Here is a 20,489-nt window from a genome sequence, read left to right as displayed (position 1 = left end):
AAACTACAATTTCAAGTTAATTTTGTATATTTTTTTGATTTTAATTTAAACTTACGTTTTGATATGGATATACTAAAAAAATCAATAAATTATGATAGGAGTTAATCATGCTTCATCAAAAAAAGATAAAAGAAAACATCATTAATAACACTAAGTACTTACTTAAAAGTAGAGAAGAAAACAGGTTATCTTTTTCAGAAAAAACGGGCATAACAAGATCTACTGTATACAAACTATTAGATGGAAAAATCACAAAATCGCAAGAAACAACAATAGAGAGAATCGCTAATTTTTTTGGTGTATCAGTAAAAATGTTAGAGAGTGTCAATATAGAAGATTTAGAGAGATCAGAAATAAGTTTAAGATCTGATGGAAATAAAAATCCTATTTCTGTTCCTGTTATACCCGAGTGCGAAATTCAAAAATCAAAAGATATTTTCATTGGGAACTTAATTATATCATATCCAACAACATATTGTTTTTCTAATGAAAACAATGTAATTGGTATTTTGTTAGAATATGATAAACCCCCATTTTACGAAAAAAATGAAATTCTTTTTACAAGAAGATATTACCTTCCAAAAAACAATGAAAATATAATTTTATTACAGAATAATAAAATTCAAATAACAGATGAATTTAATAATAAGGATGAATTTTTAGGATATGTAATCGAAGAGAGGAAATTACATAATGCAGAATTATAAGCTGTTAGGATTTAAACGAAAAGCTAAATTAACAGCAAATTTCCTTGTTAAATCAACAGGGCATACATTTTCTATCCCATTAAATGAAGCCGTTAATAGTGAGTTAATGGATTATCTATCGCCATTTGAGCAAAGAGAAATATACAGGAAATATTATTGAACGTAGCACGCTACGCGTGAGCGGCGCAGCGGTGCTGCTTCGGGGATGTTAATGAGTTGAGTACTGTTTTATACTCTGCAGTAGGTTAATTTTTTTCAGGGATTCATCTCGATGGCTCGCAATAAATCTCCCAGAAAGCGTAAACCGGTTAAATCAGGCAGGCTGCCCGTCACTTCACGTGCCACAGCGCCTGTTTATCCGAAACGTTTTATGCTCTCTCTCCCACCCGAAAATGATGATGACAGACCGCCTGAATTTTTTTATGACACCCTAAAAGAAGCCATACGCCACTGCCTCCGACTCGGCCCCCAATTTTTTCTCGACACGCAGTATTACCCGCCGCTAGTCACGATTATCAGGGGTTTTAAACAACGCCAAGACCAAGCCGATGACGCTGGATACGACTACACTGAGGGGGGAATAACTGAAAGTCTGCCTGCCGATGAATTCATCACCTATACGGAGCTAGGAATAATCCCTGTTTCCTTTGAACCCTGGGATAAACACACCGATAACTGGGCTGACGAATCTGGCAATTTCTGTTTCTTTGGCAAGATGCCCATAAGGTAATTGAGTCAGATGTATATCCCTCGTCCTGCTAAACTACTTTTCACCATTGATGACGGTTGGAATAAATTCCTCGAAAAATACGGCGATAGCGTTAGTTCGTGGACGAGTTTATCTGTGGAGCGCATGCTTGCCTGCGGCACTTGTGCCATGGGTGTCCGGCGCTATTGTTGCGCTTCGTCTGATTGTTCTCACAGCCGTTTTTTCTGCCAAAGCTGTAAGTCAAAAGCCTGCAGTTCATGTGGCTTTAAAGCCACCGAGCAGTGGTTAGCACAGCAGGTTCATATTTTACCCGACTGCGACTGGCAACACATTACTTTCACCATGCCACATCTCCTTTGGCCTTTTTTTAACAATAACTGGCCGCTACTTAATGCTCTGTTTCGGGCAGCCACTCGAGCTATGCTGCAGTTGGCTCGCAAACAGGGTATCGAAATTGGTATTTTCTGTGCCTTGCATACTTATGGCCGGCAACTCAATCAACATCCGCATGTTCATGTTTCCGTCACTCGAGGGGGTTTGGATAGTAAACATAGTGTATGGCGAAAGCTGTTTTTCAAAAAAAAGGATGTCGAAGAAATCTGGCGAGGGGCTGTTATCCGACTACTGCGTCACAGTTATGATTTAATTAACCCTGGCCTTCTTCCCGGTCTTGGCCATATCCGTGACAAAAAACATTGGCGGCGTTACTTGAGGGCGCAGTACGGACGTTATTGGAAAGTGCACTTTGCTAAAAAAACGAAAGGGGCATGGCATAGTGTTAAGTACCTCGGTCGCTACCTTAAACGCCCACCGGTATCTGCGTCAAAACTGCGGCATTACCGAGGGGGTGCCGTTGTTCATCACTACCATGACCACCGAACTGGCCAGCATCGGCAGCAGACTCTGCCGCAGGAAGAGATGATTAGACGCTATATAAGCCATATTCCGGCCAGGCATTTTAAAATGGTGCGTTACTCTGGTTTTTTGTCGAATCGTAAACGGGGAAAACTATTGCCGAAAGTGTATAAGGCACTTGAGATGACGGCACGTAAAAAACCGGAGAACCCAGGTTTTTCTGTGCTGATGAAAGGATTTCTGCGTACCGATCCGTACAAATGTATTCTGTGTGGCGACAGGCTGCTTTTCACCGGGGCGCAAATGGGTAAAAAAGCAACGGAATTGTTGTCAGAAAGACTGCATAACCTGGAGAAAAAGCGATGGTTACGCAGCTAAACGCAGGATCAATGTGTCTAAAATAAGGAAATCAGGTTAGAAATTACACTCTCTGAGGAAATGTTAACTGGCACTAAACACAATAAATCGATCCCCATCTCCTTTTTGCAATAAGGGATGGCTTTTGCTACTCACTTTAAAAGCGATTCAATTTCCTAACCATCAAGTCATAATGTTAACACCGCATATGAATTTAAAGATAAAAGCCAAAAACACTGGAATGCTTATATTTTTCTTTGTTGTGTTTTAGTTTCATTATATTTGGCTTCAACAATAACCGCAATAAAACCCATTTTGTTTTTTAATTTAACTTTACCGGCAGCTATCTTTATATATCCTCTGACTTATATAATATCAGATATACTCAATGAATATTACGGGCTATCCTTGGCAAGAAAAGCCATAAACTTATCTTTTTTCTGTAATCTCATTTTTTGTGGCTGTCTTTATTATAGTTCATTTACAGAAGCAATCCCATCATGGGGTCTTATCGATTCTTATTCATCCTTGGTTTTTTCTGTTATCTCTGTACTTTTAGCATCATCATTAGCATATATAATTTCAGAACATATTAATGCTTATATTTTATATAAAATAAGGAAACTAACATCATCAAAATACTTATTTGTTCGTGTTTTTACCAGTTCAATCTGTGCCGCAATTATAGATAGTTTTATATTTATATCCATCGTCTTCCATTCATTGGGAAAAGAAACCGTTATTTCAATGATCGCAGGACAATTATTAATTAAGTCAATTTATGCAACGCTAGGGATTTTCCCTATCTACTTTTCCAGATATTTATTCAAAAAATTCATATTAGAAGGAAAAAATGAATGATAGATCATCATAATTTACAATTAGGAAAGAAAACAGAATATATTTCAAAGTACGATCGTAATCTTTTAACGCCAATAAAAAGAGATTATGGAAGAAAAGAGATAAAAACACTCACAAATAATATGAGCTTTTTTGGTGAAGATATATGGAATTTATATGAACTCTCTTGGTTAAATAAAAATGGTGTTCCTCAAGTTGCTATTGGTGAGGTAAAAATAGATTCAAATAGCATTAATTTAATTGAATCAAAAAGTTTTAAACTATACCTAAATAGCTTTAATCAAACATTTTTCGATTCAATCGATATTGTAAGAGATTCAATAAAAGAAGACCTATCCGCTTGCGCCGAAGGTAACGTATTAGTAAAACTGGCGAATTTATCCGAATGCAAAGCCATTTCTTTAATTAATTTTGATGGAATATCCATCGATAATAATAATATTATCATTAACAAATATGATTACTCTCCAGAAATTCTGGAAGATGCAACAAAAAATAATTCTCCCGTAATAACAGAATGTCTCGTCAGTAATTTACTAAAATCTAATTGTCTTGTTACCAATCAACCAGATTGGGGATCTGTCCTTATTACTTATAAGGGAGCGAAAATAAACAGAGATATTTTATTAAAATATATTATCTCTTTCCGTAACCATAATGAGTTCCATGAACAATGTATTGAACGAATATTTAGCGATATCTTGTTTTATTGTAAGCCATTAGAATTATCTGTCTATGGACGTTACACAAGACGCGGTGGACTTGACATTAATCCTTGGCGATCAACAAATCATTTAGAAATAGAGAATCTTCGTTTACCTAGACAATAGTAAAAATCATAAAACCAGTTTTTCTTAGCTGGTTTTTCCAAAATAAATTCAAAAAGTACTTAAAAATTGTCTTCAACAACGATAGGCTTATCACTAAAATATCAATCAAAAACCACTTAACGTGGTTGTACACCTGTGTCGGCATACGTCCGGCCAGAAGGATAAATAACCTCGCCTTAAAATTAAGGCTACCAGCGATCAATAACATGAACAAAACGTTTTCCGCCATACGGATCACCGATACTGATTTGTTAAAGAGCAGATGCAACTATCAAAGGCACCTCTAGTAAAACTGGATGTTTTCAGTTTTAGGTTCGACCAGAAAACGTGGGCGAAGGAAAATGATGCCTTAAAAAATTAGGTACTGGTATAGTCGAAAAAACTATTTTTAGCACAAAAAATAAACAATTGGTGGTTTTTATGAAAAAAGCTGCCAAAGCAGCTTTAGTAATAAAATAAAAATGTATTTTTCTCATTCCGATAAACCATCAGCGCTATTAGCTCTACTTTCGTTTATAACGAAATAAAACAAAGCTTTTAACTTACAAAGACTTTTTAATTCATATTTAGTGACTGCGTTATTAAAATGATTATTTACAGTATGTACACTAATATTCAGCTCTATTGCTATTTCGTTTCTATCTAATCCTGCACATGACATGGATAAAATTTCAATTTCTCGTTTAGAGAGTTTAGGAAATAGTCTGTAATAAGCTGGTAAGTTATTAATATAAAAAGGTTTCATTACTTCCTCCTATTCAGCTAGCTCAACCGTCAGAGTAAATCGCCATGACGAAGAGATTTAAACGCTAATGAACTGACTACCAGCAGGCAGCAGTTGAGGAGGAATGTAATGATTTATACTTTTTTCTCGGCAAAATTGCCTTAGCTGAAAAGCTGAATGCAAATTGGTTTTCCCGTAGATAGCTTTCAAATGAGACTCGACCGTTAAGCGCGAAATATCTAACCGTCTGGCAATTTCCTTGCTGCTTAAGCGTTGCATCATTAGAAACAGAACTTCCCACTCTTTAGCAGTAAACCGTTCGTTAGGTTTCTCCGTAGTAACTGAATAAGGCTGTTTACCTTCCACATATTCCATCGGTGACAAAAACAGGAATTCATAGGCGTGGAAGAAAGTGCCTAGGTAGCTATTTTCACTACAAAAAAGCGGTAAAAAATGGAATTGCCAAACTTTGGGTGCTTTGTTGTAATCAGATGGCAAATGGCATATTACGAAAAATGGGGATCTTTCAATCTGTACTTTTTCTATCAATGTTTTCATTTCAGGAGTACGGATTAACTTAAAAAGTAAATCTGTCATTTTGGCATCAGTCTGAATTTTTCCCTCGCTATTGCTAAAACCACAAGGAACATTAGCGCTCAATGAAAGTTTAATCATCTCTGGTTTCATACAGCACCCCCAACTCTATTCAGAATTCGGGTACGTTGCCGATTGGTGAGATATTTTGATGTGTGAGCAAAGCTCAAAAGCTGCTCGATTGATATGTTGCACGCTTTCATTATGCGTGTAATATGCGTATTATTTCGCATAGTCCGGCTCCTAGATATGTTAGGTTTTGGATTAGCTCTATGTCAGTGCATCAACACTGACATAGAGTGATTTTTAATAGTCATCATCTGGAAATAATTTATTACTATTCTCGCGAGTTTTATTGATATCACTATCTTTTTTTTCAAAGGAGTCTAGTTTATTTGTAAACTTTGGATTCGAAGACAGTATTTTATTTAAAGCGCTAATTAATTTCTCATCCACATGATCTTCAATTATCGGCAAAACATTACGAATCAATCGTAATATATCAAAAATTGTTGTTTCATTAGTTACATAATCAGCAATGATATTAGGAAGCCTTTTATCTTGTTTCATTAATGCAGCACCAGTAACAAGCATTGCTCTCATTGCCCTACCACGTTCTTTAAGTGGTATTTCATCTAATAATTCGCTGGCTATTTTATCACCTTTATTATAATCAGGGTTAATATAAAAACTGCATTTTCTAAGCCCTGACTTGTTATTACTCATTTGGATTACCTTTCATGGCAAGCATTCCTAAAACTAGATCAAATTGAGGGTTATCACTCTTAAAAAAACGATCTTTAGGTACATTTGTAATATTTCTTACTTCAGTAGAGATAATATCTGCACCTCCCCCTACACACATGACATGTGTGTAACCTGTAAATCTTTCTAAAGTGCTAGTTACTCGTTTGATCAAAATCTTTTCTTTTTCATGAAGAGTATTTATTATGGAATTAAGTTTATTTATATCTGGAATTCTTTTTCTCAAATATTCTTCATCATTGCGATGAATGATAAGGTGATCAGCTTGAAATGAATTAACTCTGGTATTAGCATTTAATGATAACTGTTCTTTCAATCCTTCAGTAATTATTGATACCCCAATTCTTGAATCGCACCACATCTTTATAATCCCATTCATTTTTCCACGAACGTGAGATACATCTAATGTAGTTCCCCCTAAATCAACAATTAACAAAGAATCTTCCTCGTCCAATTCTGACAAAATATCAAATCCTGCAGGAATACTTTCTGGAAGCACACTCACTTTATTGATAATAAAAGTATTTCCATTTTGTACAGATACCTTTCTTTTTACATTAGACTTTTTCTTTTTAATATTATCTTTGTTTGGTTGATTATTACTATCCAGATATTCTGATAATGGTAAAGTTACAACAACATCTATCTGTTGGGGTTTAAGACCCGTTTGTAATAAGGCATGGTGAATAGCTATAACATTTATATCACTATACTGATAACGACTTTCTGTTGTGTTTACAGCGTCTACACTTAAGGGGTCAAATGAATATTTTTCTCCATCAATATCATAATTTGCTGGAAGAACATCACCTAAACCAAGAGACCACTCAGGCTTAAAACTATTAGCGCTTATTAAAGTTTTTTTCTTACCATCTTGTGTCCACGCTAATTTGATATTTGTAGAACCATCATCGATAAAAATGAGCATTTATCACTCCACATAATTCTATATTAAATCATTATATAGAATATAATAATAACATTTTACGCATAACTCAACACCTAAAATATAAAAATATAAATCATAATTCTATATAATTCCAAAATGAAACTAACCGTTAACATGATTACTAAAAAATACCATGATAAAAATTAATATAGAATAATAACAAATAATTATAGATTCATTTTTTTCATCAACGTTTTTTTAATTTTATAAATCTCTTTCTTACCTTTTTCTCGCTTACGTGATGCATCTGCTTTGTCTGTATTTTGATTCCGATTTTTGAAAGTCACTTTATCCGTAACAGGATCAAATAAAATTTCATAATCAGGAAGGTCATTAACCTTAATGAGTTGCTTTATATCAAATCTAAACTTCCTGAGTTCTCTCGAAGAACCAGTTTTTCGGTGAAGCTTATCAAGACAAATAGTAAATTCATGCTGATTGCCACAATGTTTGCGAGCTACCTCATATAAACGTCTATCAATAGCTTTTCTTATACGAAAATAATCAGGACTAATTTGTAATACCTTGGTTCTTGTTATGGCTTGATACAGCCAATCTGGCAAAGTCACTTCAACCATTCCAATTTCAAGTTTACCTTTTTGTTTCTCAACAATTCTCCAGCTATCAATTAATCCAAATTCAATCATTTCCTGTTCATCATCTGAATAAACAATATTTGTCTTAATCGTTGTACCTTTTAGACGAGATAACGCTTTTTCTAAGTCCTGATATGCTTTACCACTTTTAGCTCTGTTCGTGGTCACAAAAAAATCATATGGGGTAAAAGTTATAGTTCTGCTAATAGGCTGATTGTTGTTAATCGCTTCTTGCAATTTTGAAATAGCATAAATCCAAATATCTTTATCAAAGATAGTAGCCAAACCTATACCCACAGAAGACCTAACAGTTACTGTTACATTACCATTTTTATATTCTCTGACTTTTGTATCTCCTGCTTTTAAAGCAAAAAATGGATGTTCCATACTTGCTATTTCATCGCGAAAACTAGAAACACCTACATCATCAGCAATGAAAAACTCCAATTGTTTATGTATATGCGGTCGTAATGTCTTCAAATTGAATTTTCCTATTTTCTTTGTATGATCAACCATAGCTTCTCTCCTAGATTGTTTAGGATTGTTAGTTAGATCCTCTAAGGTGTTGATGTCACTTTGGAGGATCTATTTTTCGAACTTTACGGACGTAAAAATATATCGAACTTCATGGACATTATATCGAACTTCATGGACAAATCAAATTAATAGAAAAAACAACCCCAAAATTGCTGATAAACTGAACAAAAAAGTGTGGATAACTAATTTTTATAATCGAACTTTACGGACATTATATCGAACTTTACGGACATTATATCGAACTTTACGGACATTATATCGAACTTTACGGACAAAACGTTTTTTTTTATATAATAAAAACATAACCTTACTACTCTTTTTTTGGTCTTTAACTCTTTTAACTTATACATAACTAAATATAACTACGCGCGCGCGAGGGTTATCTGTGGATAACTTATATTCCAACAAAAACCCTGAACGGAAAAATATGTTACTACTGAGTGACCAAGTTTCTTTTTGACTACAGATGATATTCCGCTTCCTCGTCTGCTCACTCGCTTCGCTCGGTCACAGACTTGCGGCGAGCGTAGAAGTTTTAATTAAAAAGATTTTTTTGAGTTAATTAACGCTGAAACATTGCACTATTGAGTTGCTACAGCTAGCATCACTAGGATATAAAATATCTACTAATTCAGGCACAACATGAACAAAACCGAACTCATTAATCAAATCGCTGAGAAAGCGCTTAACTCTTTCATAGAAACCGTGACAGAAGCACTAAAGGTCGGAGATGACGTACAACTCGTTGGCTTTGGCAGTTTTCAGGTTAAGCAACGTGCAGCCAGAGAAGGACGCAATCCGCAAACAGGCAAGGTTATACAGATTGCTGCTGCAAACGTACCGAGTTTTAAAGCAGGTAAAACGTTGAAAGAAGCGGTCAAATAACATGACCGAAAACAATGTACGAATTAAAACTCCTGTACGGAATATGATTTGCTTATTTTTGTACGGGTGTTTTGTAGGATGTCCGAAACCGAACGATTTTGAACAGAAAAGTCACCTATCAGAAACTGAAAATTGTTAAATTTAATCATTTTCGAAAATTGGAATAGAAATACCTATCACCACCCCACCTAAAATGCGCTGTAATCCATTCTGAGTTACCGTCTTGATCTATAAGAAATTAATACCCGAAATGGTTACTAATTAACCTATGCCATGATGAAACCATTTTTATTTTTTCTAAGTTTTGACAGAATTAATTTTGAAGGTTGAGATAAAGAACAGAATAGATGGCTAAAAAACGATTAATTATTAATCATTTTTGAACAAAAGATAGATCTATCCTGTAGTTGATTTTATCGCCACCGCAACCGTGCTAGGTCATCGTGGCAAGCCATAAGCTCTTTAAGCTTCAATCCAAAATTCATTCCAGCGAAAAGTAATTTTTTCCCACATATGAGACAAGCAAGTGGATCGACTTTAAAGACATGTCGATACATGTTTCGGAAGGTCACTTTTTTAATGGTTAGGAAATTGAATCGCTTTTAAAGTGAGTAGCAAAAGCCATCCCTTATTGCAAAAAGGAGATGGGGATCGATTTATTGTGTTTAGTGCCAGTTAACATTTCCTCAGAGAGTGTAATTTCTAACCTGATTTCCTTATTTTAGACACATTGATCCTGCGTTTAGCTGCGTAACCATCGCTTTTTCTCCAGGTTATGCAGTCTTTCTGACAACAATTCCGTTGCTTTTTTACCCATTTGCGCCCCGGTGAAAAGCAGCCTGTCGCCACACAGAATACATTTGTACGGATCGGTACGCAGAAATCCTTTCATCAGCACAGAAAAACCTGGGTTCTCCGGTTTTTTACGTGCCGTCATCTCAAGTGCCTTATACACTTTCGGCAATAGTTTTCCCCGTTTACGATTCGACAAAAAACCAGAGTAACGCACCATTTTAAAATGCCTGGCCGGAATATGGCTTATATAGCGTCTAATCATCTCTTCCTGCGGCAGAGTCTGCTGCCGATGCTGGCCAGTTCGGTGGTCATGGTAGTGATGAACAACGGTACCCCCTCGGTAATGCCGCAGTTTTGACGCAGATACCGGTGGGCGTTTAAGGTAGCGACCGAGGTACTTAACACTATGCCATGCCCCTTTCGTTTTTTTAGCAAAGTGCACTTTCCAATAACGTCCGTACTGCGCCCTCAAGTAACGCCGCCAATGTTTTTTGTCACGGATATGGCCAAGACCGGGAAGAAGGCCAGGGTTAATTAAATCATAACTGTGACGCAGTAGTCGGATAACAGCCCCTCGCCAGATTTCTTCGACATCCTTTTTTTTGAAAAACAGCTTTCGCCATACACTATGTTTACTATCCAAACCCCCTCGAGTGACGGAAACATGAACATGCGGATGTTGATTGAGTTGCCGGCCATAAGTATGCAAGGCACAGAAAATACCAATTTCGATACCCTGTTTGCGAGCCAACTGCAGCATAGCTCGAGTGGCTGCCCGAAACAGAGCATTAAGTAGCGGCCAGTTATTGTTAAAAAAAGGCCAAAGGAGATGTGGCATGGTGAAAGTAATGTGTTGCCAGTCGCAGTCGGGTAAAATATGAACCTGCTGTGCTAACCACTGCTCGGTGGCTTTAAAGCCACATGAACTGCAGGCTTTTGACTTACAGCTTTGGCAGAAAAAACGGCTGTGAGAACAATCAGACGAAGCGCAACAATAGCGCCGGACACCCATGGCACAAGTGCCGCAGGCAAGCATGCGCTCCACAGATAAACTCGTCCACGAACTAACGCTATCGCCGTATTTTTCGAGGAATTTATTCCAACCGTCATCAATGGTGAAAAGTAGTTTAGCAGGACGAGGGATATACATCTGACTCAATTACCTTATGGGCATCTTGCCAAAGAAACAGAAATTGTCAGATTCGTCAGCCCAGTTATCGGTGTGTTTATCCCAGGGTTCAAAGGAAACAGGGATTATTCCTAGCTCCGTATAGGTGATGAATTCATCGGCAGGCAGACTTTCAGTTATTACCCCCTCAGTGTAGTCGTATCCAGCGTCATCGGCTTGGTCTTGGCGTTGTTTAAAACCCCTGATAATCGTGACTAGCGGCGGGTAATACTGCGTGTCGAGAAAAAATTGGGGGCCGAGTCGGACGCAGTGGCGTATGGCTTCTTTTAGGGTGTCATAAAAAAATTCAGGCGGTCTGTCATCATCATTTTCGGGTGGGAGAGAGATCATAAAACGTTTCGGATAAACAGGCGCTGTGGCACGTGAAGTGACGGGCAGCCTGCCTGATTTAACCGGTTTACGCTTTCTGGGAGATTTATTGCGAGCCATCGAGATGAATCCCTGAAAAAAATTAACCTACTGCAGAGTATAAAACAGTACTCAACTCATTAACATCCCCGAAGCAGCACCGCTGCGCCGCTCACGCGTAGCGTGCTACGTTCAACTGTCAGCAGGGAACTCAAGCGTAATACGGATCCTGCTTTCAATGGACTTTATTCTTGCAGAAGGGCTGATACCTTAGCGAAAGCCAGACGTATGAACACATCTGCGCGGAATAAGTTGCATCAGCAAACCACAGAAACGCAGGCTTTTATCCGTAAAGAGCTTGCTTTACATACTTCGCCTGCCGTTATCAGTGGAAGGCTGCGTTTGAAACATGGGGTTTATGTCAGTAAAAATACGCTCTATCGCTATATTAAGAAAGACCGACTGGCAGGAGGAAAGCTCTATCTCTAGCTTCCTCATCGAGGCAAATATTATCGCTATGGCAAGGGAGAACCGAAGCGTAGCCCTATTCCTGATAGAGTGGGTATTGAAGAGAGACCCGCTGAGGCTGATCTCAAGCAGCAACCCGGTCATTTTGAAATTGATACGGTATTTGGTAAAGATCAGAAGTCATTCTTATTAACGTTGGCGGATAAAGCTACCAAACAGGTTATTATCCGCAGATTGCCGAATAAACGCGCTGAGACTGTTGTAGAAGCCTTCCGTGATATCATGGCAAATACTTTCTGTCATTTTAAAACCCTGACGGCTGATAACGGTTCTGAATTCTCCATGCATAAACAGATAACTGAGATCACCGGTGCTGATGTCTTCTTTGCCAGGCCTTATCACTCATGGGAGCGTGGTTTAAATGAACATAGTAACGGACTTATCCGCCGTTTTTATCCAAAAGGAACGGACTTCAACCAAGTCACGGACAATGAGATTGCAGAAATCGAGCACATACTTAATACTCGGGGACGAAAATCGTTGGGCTATTTTTCTCCAAATGAAGTATTTTTAGCTTATCTAATGGCTGCATAACGCTTTATGTGTTTGTTGCTTTTCGACTGGGAATGGGCCAGGAGTTTGAATCCTGCTAATTAATGCTATACTATAACATAACATTAGTTTATAAATGGATGTCAATCATGTTATCGCGTATCGCCTGGATCCTCGCTTCGTGGCTGATCTTCTGCAACGTCACGCAAGCTCAAATTCACCTCACAGACGTTGAAGGACGTCAGGTCACCCTGGCCGCTCCGGCAAAACGTGCCTACATCGGCTTTTACTACGAAGATTTTCTGGCAGTGAACGGTCCTGAGAGTTTTCAACAGGTGGTAGCCTTTTCCAAAAGCGACTGGACCTTGCGCAGCAGCCAGTGGCTTCGCTATCAGTCGGCCCTGCCGCGGTTAGCACAACTGGTCGATGTCGGTTCGCTCTACAATCAGAGCTTCGACTTTGAACGTTTGCTGACCACGCGGCCAGATCTGCTGATCCTAGCTAAGTGGCAGTTAGAAGGTTTCGCCAATTATCTACCGATGCTACAACGACTCAACATTCCTTATATCGTCGTCGACTTCAATCAGGGCACTGAGGCTAAACTCGCTAGCATCAGGCTGATGGGTCAGGTGATGGGCCACGCCGAGCGAGCGGAACGGCTTGCCGACGAGTATCGGCAGAGCCTAAAGGATACCCAGCGTCGCATAAGTAAGGCGCAATTGCCACCACCGATCGCCTACATCGAGCTGGGTGACAAAGGCCCCAACGAATACAGCAGCAGCTATGGCGGCTCGATATGGGGGCCGCTGCTGCAGCTGGCCGGTGCCGACAATATCGCCGTCGGTGTCGTCGACAATCCTTCCCCCTTGAGCGCCGACTATGTCTTGACTAAAAAACCTGATGTCATTTTTCTCGTCGGAGGCGACTGGAAAAATATGCCGAATGCCGTACAGATGGGCTACGGCGCACAGGCCGCGCCAATACAGGAACGCCTGACTCAGTACGCCCTGCGAGCCGGTTGGCCACAGCTACCGGCGGTGAAAAACCAACGCATTTATGCGCTCTACCATGGCGGCGCCCGCACAGTTTACGACTTTATTTTTATTCAGTATTTAGCGAAATCTCTCTATCCCTCGGCTTTTGTCGATGTTGACCCGCAACACAACCTGGCGCAATTCTACCACCAATACTTGCCGATAGAGGCGGAAGGCATCTTCTATCAACGCTGGCAAGGAGAATAGTCGTGGCTTATACAGGACGTGCGTTTTTGCAACGGTACAGGCTACGCCGCGGGTTGCTGACGCTGGCGCTGCTCGGTTCGTTGCTGGTGGCGACTGTTATCGATCTGACTGTCGGCGCCGTTCATCTCAGTTTCTCGGATATCCTGCGAATGCTATGGCCCGGTTCGGCGTCGGGTGACGAGCTGAACCAGGTCATTTTCTGGTCTATTCGTCTTCCGATGACGCTCACCGCCGTGGTAGTCGGTGCCAGCCTGGCGCTATCCGGTCTGTTAATGCAAACCGTATTGGCCAACCCCCTCGCAAGTCCCTATACACTGGGGCTCTCCGCCGCGGCTGGGTTCGGGGCGACGTTGTCGATCATCACCGGATTCAGTCTGGGCTATACGCTGGAGCTGGGTACACCTTTGTTGGCTTCGCTGATGGCGCTGTTGGCCTGCGTGCCTATCTATTTGCTGGGACAACACAGGGGCATGACGCCGCAAATTTTGGTACTGAGCGGCATTGTCGTTCTGTTTTTCTTTCAATCGTTGCAATCGCTGATGCTGTTTCTGGCCTCGCCGGAAGCCATGCAGCAAATCGTCTTTTGGCTGTTTGGCAGTCTGCTCAAAGCCAATATGCAAGGGCTGGCGATAACCGGAGGCGTGTTTATTTGTGGGCTGTTCTTAAGCCTCCGTCAGGCCTGGCGCCTAACCGCGCTGTCCGCCGGCGAAGAACAGGCTCAGGGGCTGGGCATCAACGTAATCGCCTTGCGCAAGCTGGCCTTTCTGCTGGCGACCTTTCTGACGGCCGCGTCGGTCTCTTTTGTCGGCACCATCGGTTTTGTCGGGCTGATCGCTCCACATTTCGCGCGCTTTCTAGTGGGCGAGGATCAGCGTTACCTAATCTGTATTTCTGCCCTCTGCGGCAGCCTGCTGCTGCTGTGCGCATCGATCGTTGCTAAACTGGTGTTGCCTAACGGCGTGGTACCCATCGGTATCGTTATCGCCTTGATCGGCGTACCAGTGCTGTTTTATTTCGTTACCCGACAGGTTAAACACCCATGACTCAACTGACTCTCTCACGCGTCAGCGTTACGCTGCATCGCCGCCAGCTTTTGGCAGACGTTTCATTGACCTGGCCTGCGGCGCAGATCGGCGGCATCATTGGTCCTAATGGCTCCGGAAAATCGACGCTGCTGAAAGCGATTAATCGCATACTGCCGTGCAGCGGCAATATCTCCTACTTCGATCGCCCTCTCGATCTGGAAACCAGCCGTATTTCCTATGTGCCACAGCTTAATCGCAGCGATTCGGCGTTGAGTACTTTTGAAATGGTGCTGCTTGGCACTGTGCGACAGTTGGGATGGCGTGTTAGCACTGCGCAGGCCGACGCAGTCGAACAGGCTATGGCGGAATGCGGCATTTCCGCGCTCGCCGATCGCCCCTTCAATCGTCTTAGCGGTGGGCAGCGGCAGCTGGTTATGTTGGCTCAGGCTTTCGTTGCTCAGCCGCAGATCATTTTGCTCGACGAACCTACCAGCACATTGGACATCCATCATCAGCTGCGCGTGCTCAATCAGATAGCCGACTACAGCCGGCGTCATCGCTGCATCACTCTGCTGGTTATCCACGATCTTGGGCTGGCGTTGCGCTATTGTCACTCGCTCACGCTGCTCGAACACGGACGCGTCGTTTGCCACGGTGAAACTCATATGATGATGTGGCATCCGATGATTTCTCGCACATTTGGGGTCGATATCGAAAGTGGCGTCAGCCCACAGGGCTACCAATATCTGCTGCCCACAGGGCTACCTCTATCTGCTGCCCAAAATATTTTATTTTCACAGGGAAAAAATCCATGTACACTCTGACAAAAGCGGACATGCTTGCTCAATTCGCCGGCTTGCAACAGGAAATATGCCATATTCACCACTATGCTATGCAAGACTCGCGGCATTTCTCTCTGCTAGAACATCGCTTCAGCCGCCTACAGACCTTTAACGATCAGCCACAGTTGCAGGACTATCGCAGTGAGCTGGAAAAAGACCATTCGATAGCGGCGCAGATCACTCAGCTGAGGGAGATAGCCAATGCCGCTTTATGCGACTACGAGAAACATCGCGCCTCGGTGCTCTGCAGGGAATCGGTGCAGACCAACGCTTACCTGAACAGTTTCGATCGAGCTCTGCAGCTGGAGATCGCCGCGGCCGAAATCAAACCCGGGGAACGGGTCTTGCTGGTTGGTAGTGGTGCCTTACCCACCACCGCGTTGTCGCTGGTCGTCAAGCTCGCCGCCACAGTCATTTGCTACGATTGCGATCCGGCGGCTCTACATTTCTCACGCCGCCTCACGCGCCACCTGGGGTTAACACGGAAAATGCCCTGCATCGACAAATTATGCGACCTGACCGACCGCGATATAGATCACATTATCATCGCCTCTTTGGTAGCGGACAAACAGGTCTTGCTGACGCAATTGCAGCCTTTGCTGCCTAAGTGTGGCAAATTGCTAGTGCGCTACGGCAACGGTCTCAGGTCGATCTTCAACTGCCCTTATCACCATCAAGCCGTCGATTCGCCTTGGTGTGTCAGTGGTAAACCAGTCGTTACTCCGCTGTATGACTTTTTGATTTTGGAACATCACTGCCATGAATAACGCCTTTCCTACCCTCATCCTCGGAGCCGGTCCGGCGGCGATTCAATTGGCTGTGGATATCAAAGCCACGGCGAACACGCGAATCGGTCTGTACAACCGCCCCAGCGAGAAAGGAGAACGTCTGCGGTATCACCTTGCGAACATACCCCGCCTATATCTGGAGGCCGTCGGTAAAGCGCGGCGGACACAAAGTGATGCTCAGGTGGAGATAGACAGCTATAGCGATGACTTGTCACTCGTTGGCGGTGACTGGCGCCGACTGATCCTCGCCGTGCCAGCCGATCAATATTACGCCGTTCTGCATCAGGTGCCATGGGCGGCTTTGCCCCACCTGGATTCGCTGATCCTGCTCTCTCCATCCATTGGCTCCGGCCTTATGGTAAAAGGCCTACTTCAGGACGCCGGTCAACTCCACGTCAGTGTCATCAGCTTGTCGAGTTACTATGCAGACACCAAATATCATGATGCGGAGCAGCCTTACCGCGCTTATACCAAGGCCTTCAAGCAGAGGATCTACCTGGCCTGCCAAAGTCCTACGCCAGACTCAGCCGAACTCGATTGGCTATGCTCAGTGATAGCTCGTCACGGTATCGACGCCCAACGTTTCGATAGTCTGCTTGCCGCCGAACGCTTCAGCGTCACCAATTATGTCCATCCTCCTCTGGCGCTTGCCGATACCACACTACAGGCTATATTCCAGCCGCAGGAACCTGCAAAATACCTGTATAAAACCCACCCCGAGGGCCCCATCTGTCCGGAGATCATTGCCGATATGCTCGAACTCTCGCTGGATTACAAAAGGCTGCTCAATCGGCTCGGTGTCGAGGAGATCAATCTGCTACGCTTTCTAAATGACGACAACTACCCTGTTCCGGCGCGCATGGTGAGCCGCCACTGGATTGAGCACTTCTCGCAACTGGGGCCTTCGGAACAACAATATGCGCTGTTCACCCGTTATACCGGGCTGCTGGTTGATCCCTATTCCGAACCGGACGCGCAGGGCCGCTACTATGATTTTTCCGCTGTCAGAGTCGAGCGCGTCTTTCAAGATGTACAGGGGCTGTGGCGCTTACCCCGCTTACCGCTGGAAGACGTGCGCAAACTGCGCGTTCTGGTATTGCTGGCGGAACTGCTTGGGATAAACATGCCCACCGCGCATCGTCTGTTGGAGCGTTTTCAGCAGACGTTGCAGAGCTTCGTCGCACAGGTCGGCGCCGAGCGCTGCCATCGGTCATTACTGAACGACCGTTGTGGCGAGCAGGCGGATATCACCTACCGAGAGTGGAGGGGGCAAGCATGAATCAAGGTGCACTGCTGGCCATTTTCGCCTCGTTGATTTTTAGCGTAATGAATACGTTGGTCAAAATCATCGCCGATGATATCCCCACCGGAGAGATCGTGTTTTTCCGCAGCAGCATCGGTTGCCTGCTGGTCTTGCTCCTAATGTATCGTTACGGTGTCGTCTTCAGTCGCGAAGACCGGCCGCTGCTGGTGCTGCGAGGCGCCATGGGGGGGCTGTATCTCATCTGTTATTTTTACAGCATCGCCAACTTGACGCTGGCCGACGCCAGTATGCTGGTCTATCTGTCGCCGTTTTTCTCAATCCTCCTCTCTTTGCTGGTAATGCGTGAACGGATCAACGCCAACGCCCTATTTTGGCTGGTAATGGTTATTATCGGCGCGATCCTGCTGGTGCGGCCGTGGGACTTCTCTGCTTATACCCTGGCTTCGCTGGTTGGTGTGCTGAGCGCAGTTTTTGCCGCGATCGCCTACCTGTCGGTCAACAAACTCAGCAAGCGACACCACAACTACGAGATCGTTTTCTATTTTTTGTTTATCGCGACGCTGCTCTCCCTTCCGCTGATGTGGAACTCGTTCATCTGGCCCAACGCTTACCAGTTTGCTATCCTCCTCTCTATCGCTCTGGTGTCGCTGCTCGGACAGGTGGTGTTAACCCAAGCTTTCTATTCAGAAAACCTGATCGTTGTTTCGGTGGTGCGCTATATTGGTATCGTATTCAATATCGGCTGGGGCTGGCTGTTCTGGAATGAAATCCCGATGCAGCTGTCGATTTTTGGCTCCCTGCTGGTGGTGGTTTCCTGCATCCAGCTTGGGCTGCTCAATCGAAATAAAGCCGTTTAGATCAATAGGCCAGTTTCCGATAATTTTATCTGCGAAATCAAACTCGGATTAATTTTTTGAACGAATCAGCCTACGGCTGCAAATCGATAGCATGAAAAACTGTTTATCCATACATACCAATAAAACATCCTATAATCCATTTTGAGCGCATCTAAAATTTTGATCTATAAGAAATTAATACCCGAAATGGTTACTAATTAACCTATGCCATGATGAAACCATTTTTATTTTTTCTAAGTTTTGACAGAATTAATTTTGAAGGTTGAGATAAAGAACAGAATAGATGGCTAAAAAACGATTAATTATTAATCATTTTTGAACAAAAGATAGATCTATCCTGTAGTTGATTTTATCGCCACCGCAACCGTGCTAGGTCATCGTGGCAAGCCATAAGCTCTTTAAGCTTCAATCCAAAATTCATTCCAGCGAAAAGTAATTTTTTCCCACATATGAGACAAGCAAGTGGATCGACTTTAAAGACATGTCGATACATGTTTCGGAAGGTCACTTTTTTAGCAGATTTTTTATCCTGCTGGGTTAGAGGATAAACAACCTCTGTTAACATTTTTCGCATGGGCTTTGATGGACTTAAAAAACCGTAATAGCGGATCATGTGAAACCATTTTTCAGGTACATGAGACTCAAACCGGGTAATCAATTCGTCCGATGTCATGACTTCTTCTTCCTGTTTTTTCGTGCGGTGGCTCTTATAGCGTAACGTGATGTTATCTTCGCCCGCATAATGTTTTAAACGACTAAGCGAGACAGGAGGTTTCTTTAGATAAAATCCGAGATAAAGGGTGACATGGGTGATATTGGAAAGGATATCAGAGAGATTGATATTCCAGCCGCGTTTGTAGTGAGTGTTAAGTAGGCGATTCCAAGAAAATTTGCTTCGCCCTTCACATTTAAGCTCATCAGGAATCGTCAGGGTGTAATAATGTTTTCTCAACAATTTGGTTATCCGATGTCGCCACATAGTCATGACGTTTTCGCGATAAAAGCTGATATCTCGCCAGGTGTTATTTTTAGTGACCCCGTCGGCTGTGGTTGAAAGATGAATATGTGGATGCCATTTTTGGTCACGTCCCCATGTATGGATGGCCGTGAAAATGCCGGGGGTGATATTGAGATCACGGCAGATAGTTAATACCACATCAGCGGCTAATCGATTCATTTCACCGAGCAGCCAACGGTTAGCGCGAATAATAGGCCAATATTCACAAGGCATGGTAAAAGTGATGTGCTGCCAGGGGACTTCGGGTAACCAGGCAAGCGTATTGTTAATCCATTGCAGGCTTTCACGCCACAATGTGGGCAGCTTCGACTTTTGCAGGTAAATTTAACCCGCTTCTCATGATTACATTCAGGGTCAGGGCATCGCCAAATTGACCAGCCCATAAGCGAAGTGCCACAAGCCATAATCTTTACCATGGTTTCCATCACAACAGGGCGAACACTGTCAGGGGGTTGACGGTTAAGCCAATTGAGCCAGCGTTGACCAAATTGGAAAACATGACTAAAACGTGGTGACATAAATGGCACTAAAAGATTGAGAAAATAGGTTCTGGGTTATACCAGTACTAACAGGCAATGACAAGTCGTCGCCGGAGGCGACCATCTTGAAAGCCAACTTCAAAAGTTGGCTAATTATGTTGATGGAAATTTTTTTATTTCTAATTTTCAATTATCGACTCACAGCAACTCAATCATAAATTTTCAACTCCATATTTCACAATCAAACCCATCCA

At 42.5% G+C, this 20,489-nt stretch carries 21 protein-coding genes and 2 pseudogenes; 15 read left to right on the top strand and 8 right to left on the bottom strand.

Annotated features, from left to right (window positions below; genetic code table 11):
- Positions 1–107: 107 nt before the first annotated feature.
- The 6 genes from ArsFIN_RS23565 (at position 108) to queF (ending at position 4,319) form a co-directional block, all read left to right on the top strand.
- A complete protein-coding gene (locus ArsFIN_RS23565; protein ID WP_135678919.1) occupies positions 108–707 on the top strand; it encodes a helix-turn-helix domain-containing protein in 600 nt (199 codons plus the stop codon).
- On the top strand, positions 694–867 hold the full coding sequence (locus ArsFIN_RS26795) for a hypothetical protein (protein WP_167876771.1): 174 nt from the start codon (positions 694–696) through the stop codon (positions 865–867). The genes ArsFIN_RS23565 and ArsFIN_RS26795 overlap by 14 nt, the downstream gene beginning before the upstream one ends.
- A gap of 111 nt (positions 868–978) precedes the next feature.
- Entirely contained in the window at positions 979–1,437 is a 459-nt protein-coding gene (locus tag ArsFIN_RS23560; protein ID WP_135678353.1) for a hypothetical protein, read from the top strand.
- Positions 1,438–1,446: 9 nt separating this feature from the next.
- Positions 1,447–2,649 carry an IS91 family transposase gene (locus ArsFIN_RS23555; protein WP_135678014.1) on the top strand — a complete coding sequence of 401 codons (1,203 nt, stop codon included), beginning with the start codon at positions 1,447–1,449 and terminating at the stop codon, positions 2,647–2,649.
- Between the two features lie 261 nt (positions 2,650–2,910).
- Complete coding sequence (locus ArsFIN_RS23550) at positions 2,911–3,489, top strand: queuosine precursor transporter (RefSeq protein ID WP_167876770.1); 579 nt, start codon at positions 2,911–2,913, stop codon at positions 3,487–3,489.
- Positions 3,486–4,319, top strand: a complete 834-nt coding sequence (gene queF / locus ArsFIN_RS23545) for an NADPH-dependent 7-cyano-7-deazaguanine reductase QueF (RefSeq protein ID WP_135678916.1) — start codon at positions 3,486–3,488, stop codon at positions 4,317–4,319. Before ArsFIN_RS23550 ends, queF begins: the two co-directional genes overlap by 4 nt.
- A gap of 472 nt (positions 4,320–4,791) precedes the next feature.
- Here the strand turns inward: queF and ArsFIN_RS23540 are convergent, their stop codons facing one another.
- From ArsFIN_RS23540 to ArsFIN_RS23520, 5 genes are all read right to left on the bottom strand, one after another.
- The gene (locus ArsFIN_RS23540) at positions 4,792–5,064 is read right to left on the bottom strand and encodes a helix-turn-helix transcriptional regulator (RefSeq protein WP_026823874.1); all 273 of its coding nucleotides are present in this window, start codon (positions 5,062–5,064) and stop codon (positions 4,792–4,794) included.
- Positions 5,065–5,121: 57 nt separating this feature from the next.
- Positions 5,122–5,730, bottom strand: coding sequence for a helix-turn-helix transcriptional regulator (locus tag ArsFIN_RS23535; RefSeq protein WP_135678914.1), 609 nt, complete (start codon positions 5,728–5,730; stop codon positions 5,122–5,124).
- A gap of 213 nt (positions 5,731–5,943) precedes the next feature.
- The gene (locus tag ArsFIN_RS23530; RefSeq protein WP_026823872.1) at positions 5,944–6,363 is read right to left on the bottom strand and encodes a plasmid partitioning/stability family protein; all 420 of its coding nucleotides are present in this window, start codon (positions 6,361–6,363) and stop codon (positions 5,944–5,946) included.
- Positions 6,356–7,330: a plasmid segregation protein ParM gene (locus tag ArsFIN_RS23525; protein ID WP_026823871.1), complete on the bottom strand. Its 975-nt coding sequence runs from the start codon at positions 7,328–7,330 to the stop codon at positions 6,356–6,358. Before ArsFIN_RS23525 ends, ArsFIN_RS23530 begins: the two co-directional genes overlap by 8 nt.
- A gap of 188 nt (positions 7,331–7,518) precedes the next feature.
- Positions 7,519–8,463, bottom strand: coding sequence for a replication initiator protein A (locus tag ArsFIN_RS23520; RefSeq protein ID WP_026823870.1), 945 nt, complete (start codon positions 8,461–8,463; stop codon positions 7,519–7,521).
- A gap of 663 nt (positions 8,464–9,126) precedes the next feature.
- Here ArsFIN_RS23520 and ArsFIN_RS23515 point away from each other — a divergent pair.
- Positions 9,127–9,369, top strand: coding sequence for an HU family DNA-binding protein (locus ArsFIN_RS23515; protein WP_026823869.1), 243 nt, complete (start codon positions 9,127–9,129; stop codon positions 9,367–9,369).
- A gap of 742 nt (positions 9,370–10,111) precedes the next feature.
- Here ArsFIN_RS23515 and ArsFIN_RS23510 read toward each other — a convergent pair.
- Together ArsFIN_RS23510 and ArsFIN_RS23505 are read right to left on the bottom strand one after the other, a co-directional pair.
- Positions 10,112–11,314, bottom strand: a complete 1,203-nt coding sequence (locus tag ArsFIN_RS23510; protein ID WP_135678913.1) for an IS91 family transposase — start codon at positions 11,312–11,314, stop codon at positions 10,112–10,114.
- A 9-nt stretch (positions 11,315–11,323) separates the two neighbouring features.
- On the bottom strand, positions 11,324–11,782 hold the full coding sequence (locus ArsFIN_RS23505) for a hypothetical protein (RefSeq protein ID WP_135678330.1): 459 nt from the start codon (positions 11,780–11,782) through the stop codon (positions 11,324–11,326).
- A gap of 207 nt (positions 11,783–11,989) precedes the next feature.
- On the opposite strand from ArsFIN_RS23505, the gene ArsFIN_RS23500 reads away from it, so the two are divergent.
- The 8 genes and pseudogenes from ArsFIN_RS23500 (at position 11,990) to ArsFIN_RS23465 (ending at position 18,738) form a co-directional block, all read left to right on the top strand.
- Positions 11,990–12,190 (top strand): hypothetical protein, encoded by a 201-nt coding sequence (locus tag ArsFIN_RS23500; RefSeq protein ID WP_135678911.1) that lies wholly within the window; start codon positions 11,990–11,992, stop codon positions 12,188–12,190.
- 12 nt (positions 12,191–12,202) lie between these two features.
- Positions 12,203–12,763, top strand: a pseudogene (locus tag ArsFIN_RS23495) (IS30 family transposase); the annotation flags it as partial.
- 107 nt (positions 12,764–12,870) lie between these two features.
- Complete coding sequence (locus tag ArsFIN_RS23490; RefSeq protein ID WP_026824301.1) at positions 12,871–13,962, top strand: ABC transporter substrate-binding protein; 1,092 nt, start codon at positions 12,871–12,873, stop codon at positions 13,960–13,962.
- 2 nt (positions 13,963–13,964) lie between these two features.
- Positions 13,965–15,005 (top strand): FecCD family ABC transporter permease, encoded by a 1,041-nt coding sequence (locus ArsFIN_RS23485; RefSeq protein WP_081700742.1) that lies wholly within the window; start codon positions 13,965–13,967, stop codon positions 15,003–15,005.
- The gene (locus ArsFIN_RS23480; RefSeq protein WP_026824303.1) at positions 15,002–15,811 is read left to right on the top strand and encodes an ABC transporter ATP-binding protein; all 810 of its coding nucleotides are present in this window, start codon (positions 15,002–15,004) and stop codon (positions 15,809–15,811) included. The genes ArsFIN_RS23485 and ArsFIN_RS23480 overlap by 4 nt, the downstream gene beginning before the upstream one ends.
- Positions 15,799–16,596 carry a nicotianamine synthase family protein gene (locus tag ArsFIN_RS23475; RefSeq protein ID WP_026824304.1) on the top strand — a complete coding sequence of 266 codons (798 nt, stop codon included), beginning with the start codon at positions 15,799–15,801 and terminating at the stop codon, positions 16,594–16,596. Before ArsFIN_RS23480 ends, ArsFIN_RS23475 begins: the two co-directional genes overlap by 13 nt.
- Complete coding sequence (locus ArsFIN_RS23470) at positions 16,589–17,896, top strand: opine metallophore biosynthesis dehydrogenase (protein ID WP_026824305.1); 1,308 nt, start codon at positions 16,589–16,591, stop codon at positions 17,894–17,896. The genes ArsFIN_RS23475 and ArsFIN_RS23470 overlap by 8 nt, the downstream gene beginning before the upstream one ends.
- Positions 17,893–18,738, top strand: coding sequence for a DMT family transporter (locus ArsFIN_RS23465; protein WP_026824306.1), 846 nt, complete (start codon positions 17,893–17,895; stop codon positions 18,736–18,738). Before ArsFIN_RS23470 ends, ArsFIN_RS23465 begins: the two co-directional genes overlap by 4 nt.
- Positions 18,739–19,087: 349 nt before the next feature.
- On the opposite strand, the pseudogene ArsFIN_RS23460 reads toward ArsFIN_RS23465, so the two are convergent.
- Positions 19,088–20,274 (bottom strand): annotated as a pseudogene (locus ArsFIN_RS23460) (IS91 family transposase).
- Positions 20,275–20,489 lie beyond the last annotated feature (215 nt).

The organism is Arsenophonus nasoniae (assembly GCF_004768525.1).
In the GTDB taxonomy this organism is placed as follows: Bacteria; Pseudomonadota; Gammaproteobacteria; order Enterobacterales; family Enterobacteriaceae; genus Arsenophonus; species Arsenophonus nasoniae.
This window is presented reverse-complemented; position numbering and strand designations above follow the sequence as displayed.